This is a genomic window from Pontibaca salina (assembly GCF_016307205.1).
Classification (GTDB): Bacteria; Pseudomonadota; Alphaproteobacteria; order Rhodobacterales; family Rhodobacteraceae; genus Pontibaca; species Pontibaca salina.
This window is the reverse complement of sequence record NZ_JAEIJD010000002.1, coordinates 368,127-389,964: the sequence shown is the minus strand read 5'-3', so window position 1 is coordinate 389,964 and position 21,838 is coordinate 368,127. Positions and strand designations below refer to the sequence as shown.

Annotated in this window: 24 protein-coding genes; 7 read left to right on the top strand and 17 right to left on the bottom strand. The window is 59.4% G+C overall.

Annotation, left to right across the window (positions count from 1 at the left end):
- Positions 1–40 precede the first annotated feature (40 nt).
- The 8 genes from JAO82_RS04545 to JAO82_RS04510 are packed head-to-tail and all read right to left on the bottom strand — an operon-like array spanning position 41 to position 6,466.
- Positions 41–826: an ABC transporter permease gene (locus tag JAO82_RS04545; RefSeq protein ID WP_198685152.1), complete on the bottom strand. Its 786-nt coding sequence runs from the start codon at positions 824–826 to the stop codon at positions 41–43.
- Positions 823–1,545: an ABC transporter ATP-binding protein gene (locus JAO82_RS04540; protein ID WP_198685151.1), complete on the bottom strand. Its 723-nt coding sequence runs from the start codon at positions 1,543–1,545 to the stop codon at positions 823–825. Before JAO82_RS04540 ends, JAO82_RS04545 begins: the two co-directional genes overlap by 4 nt.
- Before the next feature lie 6 nt (positions 1,546–1,551).
- A complete protein-coding gene (locus tag JAO82_RS04535) occupies positions 1,552–1,983 on the bottom strand; it encodes a hypothetical protein (RefSeq protein WP_198685150.1) in 432 nt (143 codons plus the stop codon).
- On the bottom strand, positions 1,980–2,597 hold the full coding sequence (locus JAO82_RS04530) for an ABC transporter ATP-binding protein (RefSeq protein WP_198685149.1): 618 nt from the start codon (positions 2,595–2,597) through the stop codon (positions 1,980–1,982). Before JAO82_RS04530 ends, JAO82_RS04535 begins: the two co-directional genes overlap by 4 nt.
- A complete protein-coding gene (locus JAO82_RS04525) occupies positions 2,594–3,355 on the bottom strand; it encodes an ABC transporter permease (RefSeq protein WP_332872481.1) in 762 nt (253 codons plus the stop codon). The genes JAO82_RS04530 and JAO82_RS04525 overlap by 4 nt, the downstream gene beginning before the upstream one ends.
- A gap of 3 nt (positions 3,356–3,358) precedes the next feature.
- Entirely contained in the window at positions 3,359–4,333 is a 975-nt protein-coding gene (locus tag JAO82_RS04520; RefSeq protein WP_198685148.1) for an ABC transporter substrate-binding protein, read from the bottom strand.
- 16 nt (positions 4,334–4,349) lie between these two features.
- Positions 4,350–5,324, bottom strand: coding sequence for a YVTN family beta-propeller repeat protein (locus JAO82_RS04515; RefSeq protein WP_408635496.1), 975 nt, complete (start codon positions 5,322–5,324; stop codon positions 4,350–4,352).
- A gap of 8 nt (positions 5,325–5,332) precedes the next feature.
- Positions 5,333–6,466 carry an ABC transporter substrate-binding protein gene (locus tag JAO82_RS04510; RefSeq protein WP_198685146.1) on the bottom strand — a complete coding sequence of 378 codons (1,134 nt, stop codon included), beginning with the start codon at positions 6,464–6,466 and terminating at the stop codon, positions 5,333–5,335.
- Positions 6,467–6,622: 156 nt separating this feature from the next.
- On the opposite strand from JAO82_RS04510, the gene JAO82_RS04505 reads away from it, so the two are divergent.
- Complete coding sequence (locus tag JAO82_RS04505) at positions 6,623–7,132, top strand: DUF3280 domain-containing protein (protein WP_198685145.1); 510 nt, start codon at positions 6,623–6,625, stop codon at positions 7,130–7,132.
- 3 nt (positions 7,133–7,135) lie between these two features.
- Here the strand turns inward: JAO82_RS04505 and JAO82_RS04500 are convergent, their stop codons facing one another.
- The 5 genes from JAO82_RS04500 to fghA form a co-directional block, all read right to left on the bottom strand.
- Entirely contained in the window at positions 7,136–7,672 is a 537-nt protein-coding gene (locus JAO82_RS04500; protein ID WP_198685144.1) for a PQQ-dependent catabolism-associated CXXCW motif protein, read from the bottom strand.
- Complete coding sequence (locus tag JAO82_RS04495; protein ID WP_198685143.1) at positions 7,669–8,505, bottom strand: substrate-binding domain-containing protein; 837 nt, start codon at positions 8,503–8,505, stop codon at positions 7,669–7,671. Before JAO82_RS04495 ends, JAO82_RS04500 begins: the two co-directional genes overlap by 4 nt.
- The gene (locus tag JAO82_RS04490; protein WP_198685142.1) at positions 8,489–9,022 is read right to left on the bottom strand and encodes a c-type cytochrome, methanol metabolism-related; all 534 of its coding nucleotides are present in this window, start codon (positions 9,020–9,022) and stop codon (positions 8,489–8,491) included. The genes JAO82_RS04495 and JAO82_RS04490 overlap by 17 nt, the downstream gene beginning before the upstream one ends.
- Positions 9,023–9,104: 82 nt before the next feature.
- Positions 9,105–10,907 (bottom strand): methanol/ethanol family PQQ-dependent dehydrogenase, encoded by a 1,803-nt coding sequence (locus tag JAO82_RS04485; protein ID WP_198685141.1) that lies wholly within the window; start codon positions 10,905–10,907, stop codon positions 9,105–9,107.
- A 97-nt stretch (positions 10,908–11,004) separates the two neighbouring features.
- Positions 11,005–11,865 carry an S-formylglutathione hydrolase gene (gene fghA, locus JAO82_RS04480; RefSeq protein WP_198685140.1) on the bottom strand — a complete coding sequence of 287 codons (861 nt, stop codon included), beginning with the start codon at positions 11,863–11,865 and terminating at the stop codon, positions 11,005–11,007.
- Between the two features lie 169 nt (positions 11,866–12,034).
- On the opposite strand from fghA, the gene JAO82_RS04475 reads away from it, so the two are divergent.
- A complete protein-coding gene (locus JAO82_RS04475) occupies positions 12,035–12,649 on the top strand; it encodes a hypothetical protein (protein WP_232897214.1) in 615 nt (204 codons plus the stop codon).
- A 7-nt stretch (positions 12,650–12,656) separates the two neighbouring features.
- Here the strand turns inward: JAO82_RS04475 and JAO82_RS04470 are convergent, their stop codons facing one another.
- Positions 12,657–13,727, bottom strand: coding sequence for a quinoprotein relay system zinc metallohydrolase 2 (locus tag JAO82_RS04470; RefSeq protein WP_332872479.1), 1,071 nt, complete (start codon positions 13,725–13,727; stop codon positions 12,657–12,659).
- A gap of 223 nt (positions 13,728–13,950) precedes the next feature.
- On the opposite strand from JAO82_RS04470, the gene JAO82_RS04465 reads away from it, so the two are divergent.
- A complete protein-coding gene (locus JAO82_RS04465) occupies positions 13,951–15,030 on the top strand; it encodes a site-2 protease family protein (RefSeq protein WP_198685139.1) in 1,080 nt (359 codons plus the stop codon).
- A gap of 3 nt (positions 15,031–15,033) precedes the next feature.
- Here the strand turns inward: JAO82_RS04465 and aroB are convergent, their stop codons facing one another.
- Positions 15,034–16,155, bottom strand: coding sequence for a 3-dehydroquinate synthase (gene aroB / locus JAO82_RS04460; RefSeq protein WP_198685138.1), 1,122 nt, complete (start codon positions 16,153–16,155; stop codon positions 15,034–15,036).
- Positions 16,152–16,748, bottom strand: a complete 597-nt coding sequence (locus tag JAO82_RS04455; protein WP_198685235.1) for a shikimate kinase — start codon at positions 16,746–16,748, stop codon at positions 16,152–16,154. Before JAO82_RS04455 ends, aroB begins: the two co-directional genes overlap by 4 nt.
- A gap of 80 nt (positions 16,749–16,828) precedes the next feature.
- On the opposite strand from JAO82_RS04455, the gene JAO82_RS04450 reads away from it, so the two are divergent.
- The 4 genes from JAO82_RS04450 to JAO82_RS04435 are packed head-to-tail and all read left to right on the top strand — an operon-like array spanning position 16,829 to position 20,810.
- Entirely contained in the window at positions 16,829–16,978 is a 150-nt protein-coding gene (locus JAO82_RS04450; RefSeq protein ID WP_198685137.1) for a hypothetical protein, read from the top strand.
- On the top strand, positions 16,968–18,494 hold the full coding sequence (locus JAO82_RS04445) for a hypothetical protein (protein WP_198685136.1): 1,527 nt from the start codon (positions 16,968–16,970) through the stop codon (positions 18,492–18,494). Before JAO82_RS04450 ends, JAO82_RS04445 begins: the two co-directional genes overlap by 11 nt.
- A complete protein-coding gene (locus tag JAO82_RS04440; RefSeq protein WP_198685135.1) occupies positions 18,491–19,450 on the top strand; it encodes a tyrosine recombinase in 960 nt (319 codons plus the stop codon). The genes JAO82_RS04445 and JAO82_RS04440 overlap by 4 nt, the downstream gene beginning before the upstream one ends.
- A gap of 52 nt (positions 19,451–19,502) precedes the next feature.
- Positions 19,503–20,810, top strand: a complete 1,308-nt coding sequence (locus JAO82_RS04435; protein ID WP_198685134.1) for an HlyC/CorC family transporter — start codon at positions 19,503–19,505, stop codon at positions 20,808–20,810.
- 501 nt (positions 20,811–21,311) lie between these two features.
- Here JAO82_RS04435 and JAO82_RS04430 read toward each other — a convergent pair.
- On the bottom strand, positions 21,312–21,809 hold the full coding sequence (locus JAO82_RS04430) for a MarR family winged helix-turn-helix transcriptional regulator (protein WP_198685133.1): 498 nt from the start codon (positions 21,807–21,809) through the stop codon (positions 21,312–21,314).
- Positions 21,810–21,838: the final 29 nt, after the last annotated feature.

Sequence of the window (21,838 nt, the reverse complement as noted above, 5' to 3'; positions counted from 1 at the left end):
CTGTGCCGCACCGAGACACCAACTTTAGTCGGGGATGGGGCTATTTTCGGATCAATCCCCGCGCCGGATCATAGCCAATCAACGCTCCGACCAGAAAAACCGCGAAGGCGGCAACAACCCAGATCAGCGCCCAAAGATTGACGCTTTCGTAAAGCGCGAAGCGGATCAGCTCGACCGCATGGGTAAACGGGTTGGCCGCGCAAATATCGCGCAGAAGCGGCGAGCTTTCGGCCATTTTCCACAGCGGATACAGTGCGCTCGACATGAAAAACATCGGGAAGATGACGAAATTCATCACACCCGCGAAGTTTTCCAACTGGCGGATGGTGGACGAAATCAGCAGTCCGAGCGCGCCAAGCATTAATCCACTCAGCACGAGCGCCGGCAAAACATAGAGATACCCGAGGGGAGGCATGGCGATCCCAAAAGCGGCAGCAAGCGCCAGAAAGACATAGACTTGCAGGATCGATACCGCCGTTCCTGCCAGAAGTTTGCAGAACAACAGCCAGGTGCGCGGCAACCGGCTGGTCAGCAACAGCCGCATCGACCCCATTTCCTGATCATAGACCAGCGACAGCGACGATTGCATGCCATTGAATAGCTGGATCATGCCGCACAATCCCGGCACAATATAAACCTCATAAGTGATATAGGTCTGATAGGGTGGAATGATTGACACGCCAAGAGCGGCGCGAAAACCTGCCGCGAAGATGACCAGCCAGACCAGCGGGCGCACCAGCGCCGACAAGAAACGGCTGCGTTGGTGTACAAAGCGCAGCATCTCACGCAGCACGATGGCGCGCAAGGCTACCAAATAGGCTGTCATTGCCTGCCCCCTTCGCCGGTCATGGCGATGAAAGCATCGCCCAAATCGCCGCTACAAGCTATCTCGGCTGCTGGTTGATGCGTAAGAACGCGGCCTTTGTGCAAAACGACGACATCATCCGTGGGGCGGATTTCATCGACAAGATGGGTGGCCCAGAGCACGGTCAGGCCGTCTTCGGCCAAGTCATGCACATGCGCGGTGATCGCGCGCCGACTTGCAGTGTCCAGACCGACGGTGGGTTCGTCCAGCAGCAGCACTTCGGGGCCGTGAACCAGTGCGCGGGCGATTTCCATCCGGCGGCGGTGGCCACCGTTCAGAGCGCGCACGGTTTCACCGGCGCGTTCGCGCATGTCGAGCCGGTCAAGGGCGGCATCGATACTGGCCTGCGCGGCCGCTCCCGACAGCCCCTGAAGTGCCGCGAAATAGCTCAGATTCCGCGCTACCGTCATGTCCAGATCAAGGGTCGATTGCTGAAACACCACGCCAATGCGCGCCAGCGCCGCGCGCGGGGCAGCACGCACGTCAAAACCCGCTACGAAAATCTGCCCCTGTCGCGTCACCAGCAACCGCGTCAACAGCGCAAACAGCGTCGATTTCCCTGCGCCGTTTGGTCCGAGCAAGGCCGCAAAGCGCCCTACTTCAAGATCAAACGACACATCGTCAAGCGCCACCTTGGCGCCAAAGCGGTAACTGACGTTGCGGACGCTGAGCGCCTTCATCCCGCGTTACTGGATAGTGATCTCGACACGCTGCCCCTCGCCGGTAGAGCCGGGCTGGCGCATGAAGTAGCGGCCCGGCTTGATCGCGATGAATTCGATCTCCATGGTCCCAGCCTTGTCAAATTCGACGCTGTCCAGACCGATGGGCCGGATTTCCAGATCGTCTATGACGATCTCGTTGATCCAGATCGCGCGAAAAAACCCCGGCCCCTCCAGCGCTAATTCGCCAGTGCCGTCAGCGGTGATCTCGATCTCATAGGCGGTGCCCGATTTCAGCACCAGCGGCGCCTCGGCGATCGGTTTGCCGACCGAGAGCGTGATTGGTGGCAATTCTTCCTTGTTGCTTTTCGACAGCAGTCCGGCAAAGCCGAGGTCATGGGCAAAGGCCGGTATGGTCATCGTAAAGGTGGCGATCGTCAGGGCAGTGACAAGTTTCATGGCATGTCCTTTCTGGGTTGCGAAGTAACAATCGTGGCGGGGGATCCACCAAGTTCGAAAATTTGATCGGCCAACCGTTCGGCCTCGCTGCGCGCATGGGTCACAAAGATCGTGGCGGGGCCGGTTTCGGCAATCAGGGCCTCAGTTAACGCGAGCATGTCCTCGGCGGTGGCAGGATCGAGCGAGGCAAAAGGTTCGTCCATAATCAACAATTGCGGTCGCCCCGCAAAGGCCCGTGCCAGCGCCACGCGCCGTTGTTGTCCCAAAGACAGCTGGCCGGGAAACAATGCGGCCTTTTCCGCAACCCCGACACGGGCCAGCGCGGCCAGCGCCGCGTCCCGCGCGAGATCCTCATGGACCAACAAGATGTTCTGCAACACACTGCGCCAAGGCAAAAGTGTCGGCTCCTGAAACACGATGGCCATGCGCTTGGCCCGCGTGATCTGACCGGTAAATGCCGGATCGATGCCCGAGATCAGGCTTAGAAGCGTCGATTTCCCGATTCCTGATGGGCCAAGCACTGCGACGGTTTCCCCCGACGCAATGGTAAAGGAAATGTCCCGCAGGATCTCTGTCGTGCCGAATGCCTTGCGGTGGACAATGACGCGGATCATGATGTTCTCCAGCGGCGGACATGGCGCTCGACAGGTTGCAACAGCAGCCACTCGACCAACAGCATGACGGCGATGAAGGACAGTGAATAGACCAATACCAGCGCCACGTTGAACAGCTGAAAATACAGGTGGATCTGAAAGCCGACGCCGTTGGAGCGGCCCAGAAACTCGACCACCAGCACGATTTTCCAGATCACCGCGATACCCGAGCGCGCGGCGGCGCCGATAAAGGGCGCAAGCTGCGGAATCAGCACATGGCGCAGATAGGTCAGGCGGCGCATGCCAAAGACCTGCGCCATTGCCCGAAGGTTCGGATCGCGCGCCCGGACCCCCTCGCGCAGGATCGTGGTGACATTCGGGATCTTGTTGAGCGTTACCGCGACGATGGCGGCGGTTTCGTTCAGCCCGATCCACAGATAGCACAGCACGATCAAGACGAGCGCGGGCAGGTTGAGGAACACCACCAGCCACGGGTCGAGCCAACGATCGACCGCCGGATAGCTGCCCATGATAAGGCCCAGCGCGGTTCCAATGGTCATCGCAAGGGCAAAGGCCCACAGCACCCGCAGCCCGGTATGCGCCAGATGATAAGGCAGCGCGCCCGAGCTGAGCTCGCGCCAGAAGGGGCGTGCCAATGCATGTGGCATCGGCAAGATCTCCGGGTCGGCGGTCAGTTCGGCGGCGGCGACCCACAACAGCAACAGAGACAAGAGCGACAGCAGCGGGATCGTGACAGGAGATACGGGCAGCCATTTCACGTCTTATTTCACGTTCGCGAACAGGCCGTCCGGCAGGGTCGTCGCCGCGCCAACCAGATCTTCGCCGCCTAGCTTGGCCATGAGGCGCAGAAACCGGTCGGCTCCGTCGATATTTATCGGCGCGTCGGATGGGATACCGGCGCGAAAACCATGCCGCAGCAGTTCAAACTCTGCTTCATTGCTTGCGTTCATCTGGATCCGCAAAGGTTCCCATGCGGCGTCATCTTTGGCGAGCAAATCCTTGGCGGCGCGGGACGCGTCGTAAAGTTTCTGATCAATGCCGGGATGCTCTGCGATAAAACTCTCCTTCATTACATAACCCAGAAGCGGCGTGTCCGGGTCAAGGCCAAGCGCGCGCGCCGCGTCATCAACCGCAATCAGTTCGCGCATACCGCCCGCCCTCATCTTGGCTAAAAAATGCCAGAAATTGATTGCTCCGTCAGTCTCGCCCTGAAGCGCGGTCTTGTAGATAAGCGGCGGCGCACCAAAGACCTGTTCGGTGTCGCCGACCAAGTCCATGTCATATTCTTGCGTGGCGAAGGCGCGCAGGATCAGCCAACTCTTGTCCAGCGGCCCGCCGGCGATCCCGATTTTCTTGCCGGCCATGTCCTTCAGGCTCTGTGCCTTGCTGTCCTTTGGAACGACCATGCCGCCCACGGCTTTGGAGTAAGGAATAAAGACATAATCCTTCCCCGCCGCCCGCTGCCGCGCGGTCCAGATCCAGTCGATCACGGCAATATCCGCTACCCCGCCCTCAAGCGCGACGCGGGTTGCCCCATTGTCGGCAAAGGGCTGGAGGACCAATTCGAACCCGTTGGCGGTATCGCAACCGTTGCGCTTGATCGTGTTAAGTTCCCAGTTCACGGTGCCGATCTCAAGCACCGCTGCACGGATACGAGGTAGATCTTTGGCATTTAGCGGACCCAGCGCGATCACCGCCGCCAGAGACAAAGCAAGCCCTCCAAGAATTCGTGCCATTCCCCCTCCTTCCCGTTCAGTTGGGCGCGACCACCACGCCCCAGGGCTGCTGCCCGACTTGCACCGATTTCAAGGCTTTCTGCGCCGCCACGTCGATGATCGTCACGTCATTGGAATTGCCGTTGGTGGTGATCAGGTATTTCTGGTCCGGCGTGAACGCCAGTTGCCAGACCCGCTGCCCGACGAGGATATAATCGACGACCTCATCGGTGCTGAGATCGATCACCGCCACGCGGTTCGCTGGACCAAGGGCCACGAACAGCCAGCGTTTGTCAGCGGTGATTTTCATGCCAACCGGTTGCAGCCATTCCGGCTCGACTCCGGGCACAGCAAATTCGAACTTGTTGATCAGGGTTGGCCCCCCCTCGGCATTCGGGTCGATCTCGCTAACTGTGCCGCCGATTTCGGCACTGACGAATAACCGCGCACCGTCATCTGTATAGACCGCGTAACGCGGACGCTGATCGACCAGCACGTTGTGCTTGATCTCGTAATCCGTGGTGTCGATGAAATGCGCCATATTGGTGGTTTCGGAGGTGTTGACGACAAAGCGGGCATCGGGGCTGATCGCCATGCCCTCGGGCTCGACCCCGACGGGGACCTCGGCCAGAACCGTGCGCTTTTCGGTGTCGATCACGGTGACAAGATTGTCGTCCTCATTGGCAACATAGAGCGGATTGCCTGACGGGTGCAGCGTGAACAGTTCGGGGTCGGGTCCGGATGGCAAGGTCCAGAGTTCCTCATAGCTGTCGGCATCGAACACGCGGATGGTGTCATCGTCTGAGGCGCAGACATAGAGGTGTTTGCCGTCGGGGCTGATACCGATGCCGCGCGGGCGATTGCCGGCATTGAACTCGGTCAACACCTCCCAATTGTCGCTGTCGAGAACCGTGACTGTGTTGCCTTTCTCATTGCTGACAAACACTTTGTTGGCGAGCGCCGGTGTCGCAAAAGCGCCCAGACAGCCAAGCAGCAGAAAGAGCGTTCTCATCATGCACCTCATTTCGTGAAGGCCGTGCAGGCCGATTCAGGTTGATCCAGACCCAGCGTATCCAAAGCGGTGCGCTGGTGCAGATAGCCCTCTTGCGGGGAGACGCTGACGGTAACCTTGCTGTCGGTCAGCAAGATCGGCTGGCGCAATTGGCCATTCCAGTCGCGGAAGGTCACCGCCTGCCCCTTGAAGGCTGCCAACTCGAAACTGTCGCCCAGCGCAAAGTCTTTCAGCGTCGCGGGATCGGCGCTATTGGTGCGGATTACCGCCTCGCCGATCACGCGCAGCGCCAGCCAGGCTTGGTAATCCTCTTCCCGGACATAGCGGTTGGCCAGTTTTTCAAACCGGGTCTGAAACTGCATCGCACCCCAAGATTCATGCGTTGCGTGGAAGGTAACCGGGCGCAGCCCCGCCGAGCCCATCACCGGGCGCGGTGCCCAAGTATGAAACGGCAGGTAAAGCGCGAAGACATCGGATGCATCTGCGGCAATCACCAGATCATGATCGCGCGCGCCTTGGGTGAAAACCGGGATCTGGCGCTGCACAAGAACATGACCGGTATCGGCCCGGCGCGACCCGCCGGTGTCTTCGAAAATCCGTTGCTCGACGAGCTTGGCCCCGAATTTCTGTGCCGCGCGGCGATATTCCGCGCCCAGCGCAAGGTCAGCCGCGTTCGAACCCTCGATCAGAAACCAGCGCGGCCATTTTTTCCACATAGCGAATTGGGTTACCGCATCGGCCAACATCGCTTGGCTTGGGGCGATATGCAGAATATTGGCGCGGCATTGCACATCGCGCAATGTGGTTCCACGAGCCATGGCGTTGAGTATCAGCGCGCCCTCCCCAGCCGCATCCGCAAGTGCCAGCAGGTCGTCATCCGAGGCGAGTACCACGATCAGCGCAATTCCGTCAGCCTGCAGCGCGGCCAGCGCCTCGCCTGCCTTATCGGGCGAGGTCGCGACAAATTCCGTGCTAAACTCGATCCCAAGGAAGGACCCTGTCGTCTGGTTGTCCTCGTTACCAAGGGTGGCACCGGCAAACCCCATGTCGTCGGGCATCAGATCAAAACGCGAGATCGGCACGCGGGTCGGGTAATCGACACGCAACACCGCCGTGCGAATCTCAAGTGCGAACAACGGCATGGCAACCAGAAAGCTGAGCAAAAGACTTGCGCAAATGATGGCAATCGGTTTCAAGCAGTCCCTCCCAAGCCGCCGTGAAGCCGAGTTTGCGACAGGTCCGCGCGCAAACGAAACCTATACCTTTGGCTGATTGCCAGAGTGGCAGCAGCCGGTAACATGCGCACGGTGAAACCCGCGCTCATCTCCTTGTTACTGATCGCTTTTGCCACGGCTGCGACGGCAGGCGAGTTTCGCAAGGGTGCCACCGTCGCTTTTCTGGGCCTTACCTTTCTCGATACCTCAACCGAGGGGGCTTATAACTCCGCGCGCCAAGACGAGACTGCTCGGCTTGCTTTGCTGGAGGATGAAGTGCGCCGACAATTCACCGATCAGGGGCTTACGCTGGTCGATCTCGCGCCGATTGCCGCAGAACTGGAAAGCACCAGCAACCCGGCCAATTGCTATGGCTGCGAACTCCGCATGGCGCGCAAATTGGGTGCGGATTACGTGCTGGTCGGTGTCGTGCAGAAAGTCTCTAATCTCATTCTGGCGATGAATTTGGTCATGCGCGATGTCAGTACCAAACAGGTCGTTGCCGCGCGGGTGGTGGAGATCCGCTCGAACACTGACGAATCCTGGCTGCGCGGCATGCGCTACATCCTGAAAACCGCCTTTTTCACACCGTGACGTTTACGGCTCCGGTTCGGCTTCAACCGGCTCTAAACGATAGCCCAGCGCTGCCCAATCATCGGTGCCGCCGCGAAACCAGAAAACGTGGCTGTAGCCCCATTCCTGCACCCGCTTGGCCGCGTTCCAGGACATCCAGCAATCGTCACGGCAGAACAGCACGATCGGCGCGTCGGGGTCGCCATCTGTTACCTTTTCCAACCCGCGCTTGAAATAATTTGCTGTTTCATCAGCGATTTCCCCATAGCCAACATTGGGCAGCCAGATCGCGCCCGGCACTGACATGCGCGTCTCATCGCGCCAAATAGTGCCTTCAGGAAGATTCTTGGGTTTGGGCTGGCGGGGCATCACATCGACAAAGGGAACGCGGTCGGTTTTCCACAACGCGAATGCCGCCTTGCCATCGATGGCCGTGGCCCCTTTCAGGGTCAACGGGATCGGGGCGCGATATTCCTCTATGCGATAATCAGTCGGTTCGGGAACCTCCTGCGCCAGCGCGCCAAACGGGATCAGCAGCGCGATGATAAGGGCACGGATCATGGTGGGTCTGCCAGTGCGGCAGTACCCATGGCGTTGACCAGCGGCACGCCCGCATCTTCAAGGATGGTGTTGATTTCGCTCTGATTGCGCCGGATCAGCCCATTCAGTTCATGCTCCCAGTCCTTATCCCCGAGCCGCACACCCATCGTAATCCGGAAAAACAGCCTTGGCGGCAGGCTCTCTTTCAGCAACGGTGTCACCTTGAGCTCGGCAAAGCCTTGTTTAACCAGCGGCCCCGCGATCGGCCCCCAGAGAACTGCGGCGTCAAGCCGTCCCGCTTCAAGATCAGCCAACATGTCACCGGCGGGGGATTCATAACGGCGATCAACAACAAGATCATAACCATGCGCGTCCCCGATCAGCCCGTTTCGCGCCAGATGGCTGGCCGGGGGTGATCCGGCAATGACGCCGATGGCCTTCCCTTGCAGCCGTGGATCGGCGAGATCGTCAACTTCGGCCAATGGTCCATCCGCCTTGACGATCAATGTATAGGCCGAGGTTAAGTAATGGTTGGTATTTTGCACCAGTTCATGCCCCTGCGCATAGCCGATCACCACGTCACAGTGGTTGGCACGCAGCGTATTGCGGATGAAACCGGTCGCCATCGGATACCATGTATATTCAACCGGGAGCCCCAGCTTTTCTGCAAACAAGTCGGCGAGGCGGTTTTCAAATCCCTGTTCGTTCACGTCGGACATCGGCAGGTTGGCCGGATCAGCGCAGACCCGGAACGCGGTTTTTGATACCAGATCCGAGACCTGCGCTGCTGCGCCGCCTGCTCCCGACATTAAGACCGCAGCGCAGGTGCAGATCAGCCTAACCCATACAGGCATTCTCTTCCTCGCGAATGGCATCGCTCTTGCCTTCTTTCTTGGCCGGGCGTCCGCGTGGTACGGCATCGGTCCCGCGCGCTTTGAGATAGACGTAGATGTCATTGAGATAGCACATAACGTTGCGGTTCGTGCCAAAGGCCGGCATGACCGAAGTTTCCGAAGCGGACACATGTTCGCGCCCATTAACCACCACGTCTACAAAATCGTAGTAATCCATGTTGACGGCAGAGTTCTTCAGGGCCGGTGCATAGCTTGACCCTTCGCCATCGGGCCCGTGGCACACGTGGCATTCCGAATGATAGCGGCGAAAGCCGGAATAGGTCTGCCAATCCACCGTGCCGTCTTCGGCGACGTTGTAGGTTGGAATATCATCCTCGGTGAAATATCGTCCGTCCTCGCTATAAGCGACGGTGATGTTATGGGCTTTCGCTTCTGCGGCCATGTCGCCCTGAGCAAGGGCCGACTGGGCAAGGCCAAGAACTATGCCAGATAGCAGGACGGTCCGAATTTGTCGCATTTCCATGTCCTCGATTGTGTCATCATGGGGCCGACACAAGTGGGAACCTGTGTCGGACGAAGCTAAAGGCAAAGTGAGTGGATCAATCGGGCACTGAGAAGACCGTCAGCTGACCCCCAAGGGCAGTGTAATCGGCAAGCGAGGCATAGCCGCCCACCGCCCCCAGACCATCGGTTGGATTGGTCAGACCGGCTGCAAGGCCGATCCCAGCCCAACCGCCCACGCCAGACAGGACAGCGATATACTGCTTGTCGTCCAATACGTAGGTCATGACGTTGCCGATGATACCCGACGGGGTCTTGAACTTGTAAAGTTCGTCGCCGGTCTGGGCATCGATCGCTTTCAGATACCCCTCCAGCGTGCCGTAAAAGACCACGTCGCCTGCCGTTGCCAGCGCACCGGACCAGACCGAGAACTTCTCGGGCAGCGACCACTTGATCTCGCCTGTGGTGGCGTCCCAGGCGATGAAGTTACCCATTCCGCCATGGCTGTCGTCGGGGGGATACATCGACAGCGTTGCCCCGACAAAGGGTTGCCCGGCAGTATAGCTGACCCGGAACGGTTCGTAATCCATGCAGACATGGTTGGTTGGCACATAGAACAATCCGGTTTCGGGCGAGAATGCTGCCGGTTGCTGGTCTTTCGAGCCCAGCGCCGCAGGACAGATCCCGGTCGAGTTCACGTCCTCACCGTTCTGTTCAGTCGAGTACTCGGCCACGACCTGAGGGCGACCGTGCTGGTCCGACTCTGGGTCAATGATGACTTCAGATGCCCAATTGACCACCGGATCGAATTTTTCGGCCACCAGCAACTCGCCGGTTTCCCGATCCAGCGTATAGCCAAAGCCGTTGCGGTCGAAGTTGACCAGCAACTTGCGCATCTCGCCATCGATTTCCTGATCGACAAGGATATTCTCGTTTATGCCATCATAATCCCACTCGTCATGCGGGGTCTTCTGGTAGAACCACTTGGCCATCCCGTCATCGGGATTGCGCGCCATGATGGTCATCGTCCATTTGTTGTCGCCCGGACGCTGCGCCGGGTTCCAGGTCGACGGGTTGGCGGTGCCGTAATAGATCAGATCCAGTTCGGGATCATAGCTGTACCAGCCCCAGGTGGTGCCGCCGCCGATCTTCCATTGATCGCCTTCCCAACTGTCGAGCGAGGAATTCGCGCCGATCGGCTCACCCAGATGGGTGGTGTTTTCTGGGTCGACCAGCATATCCTCATCCGGACCCAGCGAATAGGCGCGCCATGCCATGGTGCCATCGGCCATGTTATAGGCGGTCAGATGGCCGCGCACGCCGAATTCGCCCCCCGAAATACCCACCAGCACCTTGTCCTTGACCGGCATGACGGTCGCAGTGTTGGTTTCGCCGATGGTCGGGTCACCGTTGACCACACTCCACTCAACCTCGCCGGTTTCGGCGTTCAGCGCGACCAAAGTGGTATCGGCCTGATGCAGGAAGATCTTGTCGTCAGCATAGGCGACGCCGCGGTTGACCGTGTCACAGCACATTACCGGAATGACGTTGGGATCCTGTTTCGGTTCATATTTCCAGATGATCCGCCCATCATCCTTAAGATCGAGCGCGTAGACAATGTTTGGGAACGGGGTGTGCACATACATCACGTCGCCAATCACCAGCGGCGACCCTTCGTGCCCGCGCAATACCCCGGTCGAGAACGTCCAGTCGACTTGCAGGTTGCCCACATTCTCCTTGTTGATCTGATCCAGTACCGAATAGCGCTGGTTCATGTAATCGCCTGTTTGGATTGCCCATTGGTTGGGGTCATCGATCAGTTTCTGCAACTCCTCATTGGCGCTGGCCACCCCGGCCGAGCACAATGCGATTGCAGATGTCAGAGTCAGAAACTTATACATATTAGCCTCCCTTTCGGTAACTTATGGAATGAACCGCTCTCGGTATTTTGGTTTGCCGCATTGACCGGCAGGTCATTTGTCATTGCCCCTTCCGCGCTTATGCGCCCATGTTTTCATGCTCCCCGTTCGCCGCCCCATTCAGACGCGCCGCATGCCAAGCAACGTGATCAGCAGCGAAACTGGACACGAAAAAATAGCTGTGATCGTAGCGCGCCTGCAGACGCATCACGGCGGGCTGGCGGCGGCGAGCGATTACGGCTGACAGAGCCTGCGGACGCAGCAGTTCGATGAACTGGTCGCTCGTCCCTTGATCGATCAAGATGTCGCTGTGCCAACCGCGTTCGTCCAGCAGGATCGACGCGTCATAATCCGCCCAATCGGATTCATCCTCGCCCAGATAAGCGCTCAACTGTTTCCGGCCCCAGTCGGATTGGGTCGGGTTCGCAATTGGCGCGAAAACCGAGACCGATTGGAACAGATCCGGGTTGCGCAGCGCGATCACAAGCGCCCCGTGCCCGCCCATCGAGTGCCCGGTAATCCCGTGTCGGTCGGTGACCGGTAGTTCGGCCTGAACCGCCGCGCGCAAATCCTTTACAATGTAGTCATACATCTGGAAGTGCCGCTTCCACGGTTCTTGCGTTGCATTGACGTAAAAGCTTGCCCCAACCCCCAGATCGTAGGCTTCGTCATCGGCCACATCTTCGCCGCGCGGCGACGTATCAGGAAAAATCAACGCAATGCCATCGCGCGCCGCGTGCTGTTGAAAACCGCCCTTTGTCATGGCGTTTTCATGATTGCAGGTCAGACCCGAAAGAAACCACAGTAACGGCACGGGTCCCGATTGCGCCTGTGGCGGCAGGTAGACTGAAAAGCTCATTTCCGCTTCACAGCTGTCGGATTGATGCCGAAACACGGTCATCTCCCCTCCGAAACACTTGCTCTGCGAAGCGATCTTCATCATGCTCCCCGATAACTCGCGGCCGCGCGGTTAGGCGCTTTGTCCGCTCGGCGGATTGTAAAAAAACTATAAATAATGGCGGTTTTTAGACAATTGAGACCTTGGTGTATGTTTCCCCCAAGGGCGGTTCTGCAAAGAATACTCTGACCTGCCAGAGGAGTTTCCAGTAATGAGCCGATCGCAAGTTTTTCGCCTGCTACTGGTTGCCCTCATCGCCCCTGTCCCTGCCACTGCCGCAAGTGGCAGCGATCCAATGTGGCCCTGCGTCCAGCGCAAGGTTGTGTCCCTATCAGCGGGCCTAATGTGGCCGCATCCAATCGAAGCGACGCCACTGCATGAGGAAATCGCAGCGGACGCTGCCGATCTGGCCGCAAAACTAGAGTTGCGGCGCGTCGGTCTGGATGAGGCCAAGGCCCTAATCACACAATTTGTAAAAAACCACCCAGAGGTGACACCAACCGATATGGGACAGGTGTTCTGGCACATCTTCGACAAAATCAACCACGATCGCCGCAGATTGATCACAGGTATCGATAAGTATGCGCAAAAACAGGTCGCACTGGCCAAAAGGATCGACGAGGCCCGCACCAAGATGGACAGCTTGACGGCGGCAACTGCGCCCGACCAAGACGCTATCAAAAGCCTGAAACAGCAAATCGCTTGGGACGAGCGCGTTTATCGGGACCGGGCCCATTCTCTGACCTATGTCTGCGAAACGCCGGTTCTGCTGGAACAGCGGCTTTACGCGATAGCGCAACTTTTACTAGAGCCAGTATCCGAGTAGAGTAGCACTACTCCCATTCCAGTTCGGTATAGACTATGATGGCGTTGCGTGGATTGAACAGGTCGAACAACTGCCAATTCTCCGCCTCGCTCTGCCCAATAGTTTCCGCCGCTGTGCCAAGGCTGACGCCCTCCGCAATTGCCGCACGGGTATCCGCGCCCAGCACGCCAAGATAGCGCAGCATCGGCGCCGAGGCCTCGGGCCAATCAAGCAGCGGTCCGCCATGGCCGGGCACGACCTGCGAAACATCGAGAGCCGCCATCTCGGCCAAAACCGCCTGCCACCCGATCAAGGATCCGTCAAGCGATGGTGTTTGCTCGTCAACGACCAGATCGCCGGTGAATAAAATGCCGCTGGCGGTGTCGCGCACTGTGAGATCCGTGGTCGAATGAGCCGTGGGCCAGGCCCGCACCTCCAGCGCACGCCCGCCAAGGTCGATGGTCTGGCTTTCGGAGATCTCGATTGTCGGCAAGATAACCGAGGTGCCAATGAAGGCAGCGGCGCCAATTCGCCCCCCGAAGGTATCGAGATAGGTTTCCGCGCGGTCGTTCAGCGCATCTGTCAGCCGCGCATGGCCGAGAATTTCAGCACCTGTCTCGGCAAAGACCGACGTGCCAAGCACATGATCAGGATGCATATGTGTCAATATTACATGACTGATCGGCAAATCAGATCGCTGTCTGATCGCGCGATAAACGCGTTCTCCCACGCCGCGCGCACCGCCAGTATCGATAACGGCGATCGAACGAGACCCGATCACAAAGCCGATATTTGCCACATCACCCTGATTTTCTGAAGCAGCATCGCTGATCACGCCGCGATGCACAAACACGCCGGGCGCGATCTGTGTGAAAGCGGCGACGGGACCCAGTGGTCGGCACTTCGCTTGACCGGCATGAAAACCTGAAACAGGCGGCAGCTCGGCGGTAGACAGCGCCTCCACACAGGCGTCGGAGCTGCTGGCCTCGTATCCGGGTAAGAGGACGTCGCGGCACATCTGCGGCGCTCCAATCAAGCACAGCGCGATCACGGCCTCGAACATTGCACCGCCCTCCATCCGCTGAAAGAATGGCACCATCCAGATCCGTGGTCAAATCTTGCAGACCTTGAAAACTACCTGCACCAATGCGCCGCCTATTGCAGCGATATCGCTATGCAAATACCGGATCCTTCATGAAAACGTAGATTTTCAAGCTTCGCGGCTATATAGTTTTCAACAAAGAGGCAGGACAACGGAGCATCCCCCCACTGTTGCTGCATCCGTTTATAACCCCGCTCTTAACAGGATCGTGTGAGATGGCATGAGCTGGTCCTTTTCAATCGGACGGCTGTTCGGATCGGAACTGCGGGTTCACGCCACATTTTTCCTATTGTTGTTGTGGATAGGTGCAGCCGGATATGCACAGGCAGGCGCAAAAGCCGCGATAATGTCGGTATTCTTCGTGCTGGCGCTGTTCGCCTGTGTCGTTGCCCATGAATTCGGGCACGTGTTGATGGCCCGGCGTTATGGCATCCGCACCGCTGATATCACGCTTTTACCGATTGGCGGCATGGCAAGGCTGGACCGCATGCCAGAGCAGCCGGGGCGCGAGATCGCTGTAGCCCTGGCCGGTCCGGCGGTGAACGTCGTGATTTGGGCATTTCTGGCGCTGATCGTCGGACCGGTCACGCAATTGGAGGATATCACCAGCATTGCCGGTGGGCGCGAGTTTCTGGCGCAACTGGCTGCGCTGAACCTGTTTTTGGCGCTGTTCAATATGCTCCCGGCCTTTCCGATGGATGGCGGGCGGGTGCTGCGCGCCGCGCTTTCAATCTGGATGGACCGGGTGCGCGCCACCCGTGCGGCGGCCATGGCCGGTCAAATCCTGGCCTTTGGGTTGGCTGGACTGGGATTGCTCTCGGGAAACCTTATTCTGTTGCTGATTGCAGTTTTCGTCTTCATGGCCGCCCATGCCGAAAGCAGTGATGTGACGATGCGCGCCGTGAGCCGACAGCTCAAGGCGCGCGATGCAATGATTACAGAATTTGAACATCTGCGCCCCGACGACAGCCTGCAACTGGCCGCCAACACCCTGATCCGCACAACGCAACACGAATTCCCGGTCCTGAATGACGACGGGCACATCATCGGTTTCCTGGATCGCCAGGCGCTTTTTTCGGCATTAGCGCATGGTCACGAGATGCGCCCGGTGGGGAAGGTCATGACCACCGAAGTGGCTGTGGCGCGGCTGGGCGACAGTTTGGATAAGGTTTTTGACCAGATCCACAAATCTCCCTGCGGGCTTGTCGCGGTGGTGCAGCGCGACGGGCGGTTCGCTGGGTATATCTCGCGCGAGAATATCGGCGAGTTGATGGTACTGCGGACGCGCGACGGGGCCTGACTGCTAGCCTGAAGCGCGCTCCGCCAGACTTTCGGCCAGCAAATTGCGCACCATTTCAGACGGAACATCCGACGTGACAAAAGCCGTGCCAATCCCGCGTGCAAGCACGAACCGCAACTGGCCATCCACCACCTTTTTGTCCTGCGCCATCAGCGCCAGCAGTCCATTCGCGTCGGGCAACTCGCCAGAAATATCGGTAAGATCGGTCTTCATTCCCATCTCGCGAAGATGCGCGCGCACGCGGATTGGATCCTCCTGCGAGCACAGACCTAAGCGCGCGGACAAGTCAAATGCCAGCGCGCAGCCCACCGCGACGCCCTCGCCGTGCAGCAACCGGTTGGAATATCCGGTGGCCGCCTCAAGCGCGTGGCAAAAGGTATGGCCTAGGTTCAGCAACGCCCGGTCGCCCTGTTCGGTCTCATCGCGCACGACGATATCCGCCTTCATCTGCACCGATCGTGTTACCGCCTCGACCCGTGCGGCCATCTCGCCCGCCGCCAACGCCGGACCGTGCCGTTCCAGCCACGCAAAGAATTCGGCATCGCCCAACAACCCGTATTTCACCACCTCGCCATAACCAGCGAGCAGGTCACGGTGCGGCAGCGTGTTCAGAACATCGGTGTCCGCCAGCACCAGTGAAGGCTGATGGAACGCGCCGATCAGGTTCTTGCCATGGTCCGAATTGATCCCCGTCTTGCCGCCCACGGAACTGTCCACTTGCGCCAGAAGCGAGGTCGGAATCTGCACGAAGCGCACGCCGCGGCGCAGTACCGCCGCCGCGAATCCCGCCAGATCGCCGATCACCCCGCCGCCCAGCGCTATCACGATGTCGCTCCGCTCGACCTTTTGCTCCAGCAGCCACTCCACGGCGCGGGTGAACTGCGGCCAGGACTTGGTCCCCTCGCCTGGCGGCAGCGCCAGCGCCTGCATGTCGATATCCGCGCGCGCCAACCCGGCGCGCAAAGACTCCAGATGCAGCGCGGCCACGGTTTCATCAGTCAGGACCGTCACGCGCCGACGAGTCAGCAGCGGCGCGATGAAAGCGCCCGCTTTCCCGATCAGGCCGGGGCCGATTTCTACGTCATAGGCGCGTGCGCCCAACGGCACATGTACGGTTTGTCTCATCCCTGCGGCTCCAGCACATCGGGGCGCGCGGCCAGCGCCGCCAGCACCCGGTCAACCATGTCTTCGATCGCGGCCTGTCCATCCGAGTTCACCGCCAGATCAGCCTTGGCATAAAGCGGCACGCGAGAATCGTAAAGCGCGGCCAGCGTCGCGCGCGGATCAGCGGTGCGCAGCAACGGGCGGGTATCGCGATGGCGCACCCGATTCCATAGCACCTCAAGATCCGCCTGCAGCCAGACCGACACCCCATAAAGCGAGATCATCTGCCGGTTGGTCGCGCTCAGGAACGCGCCGCCGCCGGTGGATAAAACCCCATGCTGGGGGCGCTGCAAAAGCCGCGCGATCACCCGGCTTTCCTTGTCGCGAAAGAACGCCTCGCCTTCATTGGCGAAAATTTCGGGAATCGTCCGGTTAGCAGCAACCTCGATCTCGGCATCGCTGTCCAGAAACGGCACATCCAAACGGGCGGCCAAGGCCCGGCCTACCGCAGTTTTGCCCGCCCCCATCATGCCGACCATGACAACCGTTTTTTTCAACCTGCCCGGCGGTGATGCTGCCGCGCTCCGGTCGCTGTTTTGTTCTGTCTCGCACATGTTGTCTTGCATGACGTGATAATGCACAAAAGGCCATATACAAGTTGCGCAAAAACGCGGCAGCGGGCAGTGAGGGCCACATGAGCAAAATCTTCAAATTCCTGATCTATTTGATCATTCTTATAGGTATCGGTGTCGTAGCTTATGTCTATCTCGGGCCGTGGTTCGGCGTTGATTTCGACGCACCGCAATCCGAGATACGCCAACCGGTGACGCTGGATGCGCAATAAGGCGGCACTTTTGGCCGTGCTGATGCCGCTGACTGTGGCGGCAGAGCAACCGCTGTCAGCCATTGATTGGCTGAAAGATCCTGAAATGGCGGAATATTCCGGTCCGGTCCTTCTGGAACCGCCGGTCAGCACCTCAGGCCGTGAGCCCGAAGTCCGAGTCAGCCCGCTGGGTTCGTCGATTCAGCCGGTCGGCCTTGTTCCCCCCTCGTCCACCGGTCTGCCACCCGACTTGTGGACGGGCAGCGATGTCATGAAATTGACCCGGTGGATCGCTACGGCACCGGTTCGCGATTTTACCGCGATGCAGAGGCTGCTGTTCACGTTGCTGCTGACCGAGTCAAATCCGCCCGCCGCCGCCAAGGATGCGGAACGGCTCTTGCTGGCCCGGCTTGACCGGCTGATTGATCTAGGTGCGGTCGATGCGGCACGCGAACTGGTGCAATCCGTCGGCGCCGATAAATCAGCCGCCCGGTTCGCCCGCTGGTTTGACACCAGTTTGCTTACGGGGGACGAGGATAAAAGCTGCGCCGTTCTGACCGAAAAGCCTGCTCTGGCTCCCGGATTGCCGGCGCGCATCTTCTGCGCCGCACGCGGCAATGACTGGCAAACTGCAGCGCTAATCCTGGAAACCGCCCGTGCGCTAGAGCTGCTGCCTAATGCACAGCTGGATTTGCTAGACTGGTTTCTTCATCCAGACCTGTTCGAAGATGCGGCGCCCATGCCGGTGCCTCGCGATCCCGACCCGCTGACCTTTCGCCTGTTTGAGACGATTGGTGAACGCCTGCCCACATCCGACCTGCCCCGCGCTTTTGCCACCGCCGATCTACGCGATGTGGCCGGTTGGAAAGCGCAGATCGAAGCGGCCGAAAGACTGGCGCGAATCGGCGCGCTGTCGCCCAACCAGTTGCTGGGTCTTTATACGGAGCGACAGCCAGCTGCGTCGGGCGGTGTCTGGACACGGGTGGCGGCGGTACAGAGTTTCGAAGCCGCACTTAACGAAGGCGACGACAAAGCAATTGCGAATTCGCTTCCCTTGGTCTGGGATGCGATGCGCGACATCCGGCTAGAAGTGCCCTTTGCCACGCTTTTTGCCGAACGTCTGGCCCAGCAGGACTTGACGGACCCGAAGGCCCAGATGCTTGCATGGCGCATTCAGTTGCTCGGCCCAGCCTATGAAGAGGCTTCGCACAAGCCCCCCTATAAAACGCCTGAAACCGCGTTTCTGGCAGCGGTCGCACAAGGTACAGCAGGCGGCATTGCGGCGCCGGGCACCATGGCGCAGGCCATTGCCGATGGGTTTGCTCGGGGCGAAGCGCCCCCCGACGACCTGCGGCGGGCACTTGACCGGGGCCAGTTGGGCGAAGTGATTCTGCGCACCATCGTGCTGTTCAACACCGGCGCGCATGGCAATCCTGATGCGATCACCGGCGCGCTGGCGACGTTGCGCACCGTCAACCTTGAAGACACCGCACGCCGCGCGGCATTGCAACTGATGCTGCTGGAGCGCGTTCCATGAGCACTGCACCGGTACAGGACGATAGCTGGATCGCGACATTCCTCGAAGCGCAAGCTGCGGAACTGGGCGCGGCAACCAACACATTGCTGGCCTATGGCCGTGATCTGAAAGATTTTTCGGGATGGCTCGCCCGTAGGGAGAGCAGTTTTGCGCAAGTAAATCAGAGCACGGTCGAATCCTATCTCATCGACTGCGATGCTCAGGGATTGGCAAAATCGACCCGCGCGCGCCGGCTGTCGGCGATCAAACAGATTTACCGTTTTGCATTCGAAGAAGGCTGGCGCGTAGATAATCCGGCGATCCAGATTTCCGGACCGGGGCGCGATAAACGCCTGCCCAGAACGCTTGATCTGACCGAGGTCGAGCGCTTGCTGGAGGCCGCTCGGGTCACCGGACGCAGTGCCAATGATCGGCTGCGCAACACCTGCCTGATCGAGCTGCTTTATGCCACCGGCATGCGGGTGTCGGAACTGGTTGGCCTGCCAGTCGGCGCTGCACGGGGCGACCCGCGCATGTTGCTGATCAGCGGTAAGGGCGGCAAAGAGCGCATGGTGCCCCTGTCGCCACCGGCGCGTGCGGCGCTGGCCGACTGGCTGGTTGCACGTGACGGCGCCGAAGCGCTGCGCGAGCAGAAAGGCGCGGCCCTGTCACGGTTCCTGTTCCCCTCACGCGGCAAAAGCGGGCACCTGACGCGCCATCACTTTTATCTTTTGATCAAGGCCATGGCGGTAACCGGCGGGGTAGCGCCGGCCAAGGTCACCCCGCACACGCTGCGCCATGCTTTTGCCACGCATCTCTTGGCCAATGGTGCCGATCTGCGTGCAATTCAGACGCTGCTGGGCCATGCCGATCTGGCGACGACCGAAATCTACACTCATGTGCTGGACGCGCGACTGAATGAACTGGTGCTGAAACATCACCCATTGGCCCATCCCAAAGGTGGCCGGGTTGATTGACGGCTTTGGTGGTCTCATAACCTGACGGTACGAAAAAACATGACAGAACATCATGGACACAGGTAACTTAGCGCTGGATGGCGCATTCTGGATTACTTGCGTGGCAATTGCGCTGCTGCTGGTCCTGTCGGCATTTTTTTCGGGCTCGGAAACGGCGCTGACAGCGGCGTCGCGGGGCAAGCTGCGCTCGCAGGCCGACAAGGGCTCGGGCGGCGCGAAGAAAGCCTTGCAAATCACCGAAGACAATGAGCGCCTCATCGGATCGGTCCTGCTTGGGAACAATCTTGTGAATATCTTGGCCACAGCGCTGGCCACAGCGCTGTTTACGCGGTTATTTGGTGAAAGTGGCGTGGCCCTAGCGACATTGCTGATGACGCTTCTGGTGCTGATTTTTGCCGAAGTGCTGCCTAAAACCTATGCGATCATAAACTCAGAAAAGGCGGCCTCTGCCGTTGCACCGGTCATCGGCGTGGTAATCATGATCTTTGCCCCGGTCGTTGGCGCAGTCGGCAGCTTGGTGCGTGCGCTGTTGCGGCTGTTCGGGGTGCCGGTGGATCCTGACAGCCAGATCCTTGCCGTGCGCGAGGAAATCGCCGGCGCGTTGCATCTGGGCCATTCCGAAGGCGTCGTGGAAAAGGAAGACCGCGACCGCATCTTGGGCGCGCTGGATCTTGACGAGCGTACGGTCGAAGAGGTCATGCTGCATCGCTCGGGTATCCAGATGATCGACGCCGACGATGCCCCCGACGCGATCCTGCAACAATGTATGGAAAGTCCGCACACCCGCCTGCCGGTCTATCGAAACGAGCCCGAGAACATCATCGGAGTGGTTCATGCCAAGGATCTGCTGCGCGCGATGTTTCGCCAGATCAGCTCGGGTGGCGACGGGCTTGAGGCGCTGAAACGGTTTCGGATCACGGACGTTGCAGTGCCACCATATTTCGTTCCTGAAACCACCACACTGGACGACCAGATGCGGCAATTTCTGCGCACTCGGACGCATTTCGCGCTGGTCGTCGATGAATATGGCAGTCTGCAAGGCCTGATCACGCTGGAAGACATTCTGGAGGAGATCGTCGGAGAGATTACTGACGAATTCGATCCGGATTCCGATTTGCCGATCTCCCGCAGCGACGACGGCGAGTTCGTGGTCGACGGCGCAACAACGATTCGGGATCTGAACCGCGCCACCGACTGGGCCCTGCCCGATGATGAGGCAAACACCGTCGCCGGACTGGTGATCCACGAGGCACAGATGATTCCGACCGTGGGCCAAGTGTTTTCTTTTCACGGCTTCCGCTTCGAGGTGATCGCGCGCGAGGGCAACCGGGTGACCGGGCTCAAGATCCGTCCGCTGTGATGGCAACCTTGGCGGGGGCGCAGCCCCCACACCCCCGGGGTATTGCAAACCAGAAAGACGCAGGGGCGCGGATCAAAGGGAGGCACGGGCGCGGGAGATCTCAACCCGGTGCGCCGTCTTGGCCGGCGACAGCGGGACACACATCTTGACGGGCCGTTTTCCGTAAGCGCACGCGATCGGGCGCGAAATCGCGTGCTGCAAGAGCGCGCGGCAACTGGAGCGCGGTGCCGAGGTCATCCCCCCGAAGACACTGCCCTAGAGCCGATCGCGCCCGAGGCGACCAGACCAATGCGCGGATCCTGTTCGCAGCTGCACAGATCGCCGAGTGCCACCGGACGGCGCCATCATTAAGCTTCTGGAACATATCCCTGTCGGCCGTCGGCCCACGAGGGAACTGTATTGGCCAGTCGGCGCGGGATCAGGCCAGCAAGGGTTATGTGAACGGGCGCTCCTTGACTAATATTGACGACGCTGATGTAGCAACGGAAAAGCCCGATACGGTCAATAAATATAGCGAATTTGATCGGTCCAGTATCGCTCGACCCGTTTGAGCGTTCTGGTGAGGTCTGCGAACCCGTCACGTTCGATGACACTGCGATGTTCCAAGCCTTCAGCATGGCGGGCAAAAAGAGCGTTCACCGTGTCACGTATCTCGCGCCCGCGCGCAGTCAGGCGCACCCGGACCGAGCGGCGGTCAATCTCGCAGCGCTGATGGTGCATATACCCCAATTCAACCAGTTTCTTGAGATTGTAGCTGACATTGCTGCCTTGATAGTAGCCGCGGCTTTTCAGCTCGCCTGCTGTCACTTCGTTGTCGCCGATATTGAACAGCAACAGCGCCTGAACCGCATTGATTTCGAGAATGCCAACACGTTCGAATTCGTCCTTCACCACGTCGAGTAGCAGGCGGTGCAAACGCTCTACCATCCCCAACGCATCCAGATACCCGGACATGAAACCGCGTCCCGCTCCTGGCCCGATTTGCATTTCCAAACTCATCTGTCCCTCCGTCTCTAACTGCTCCGTTC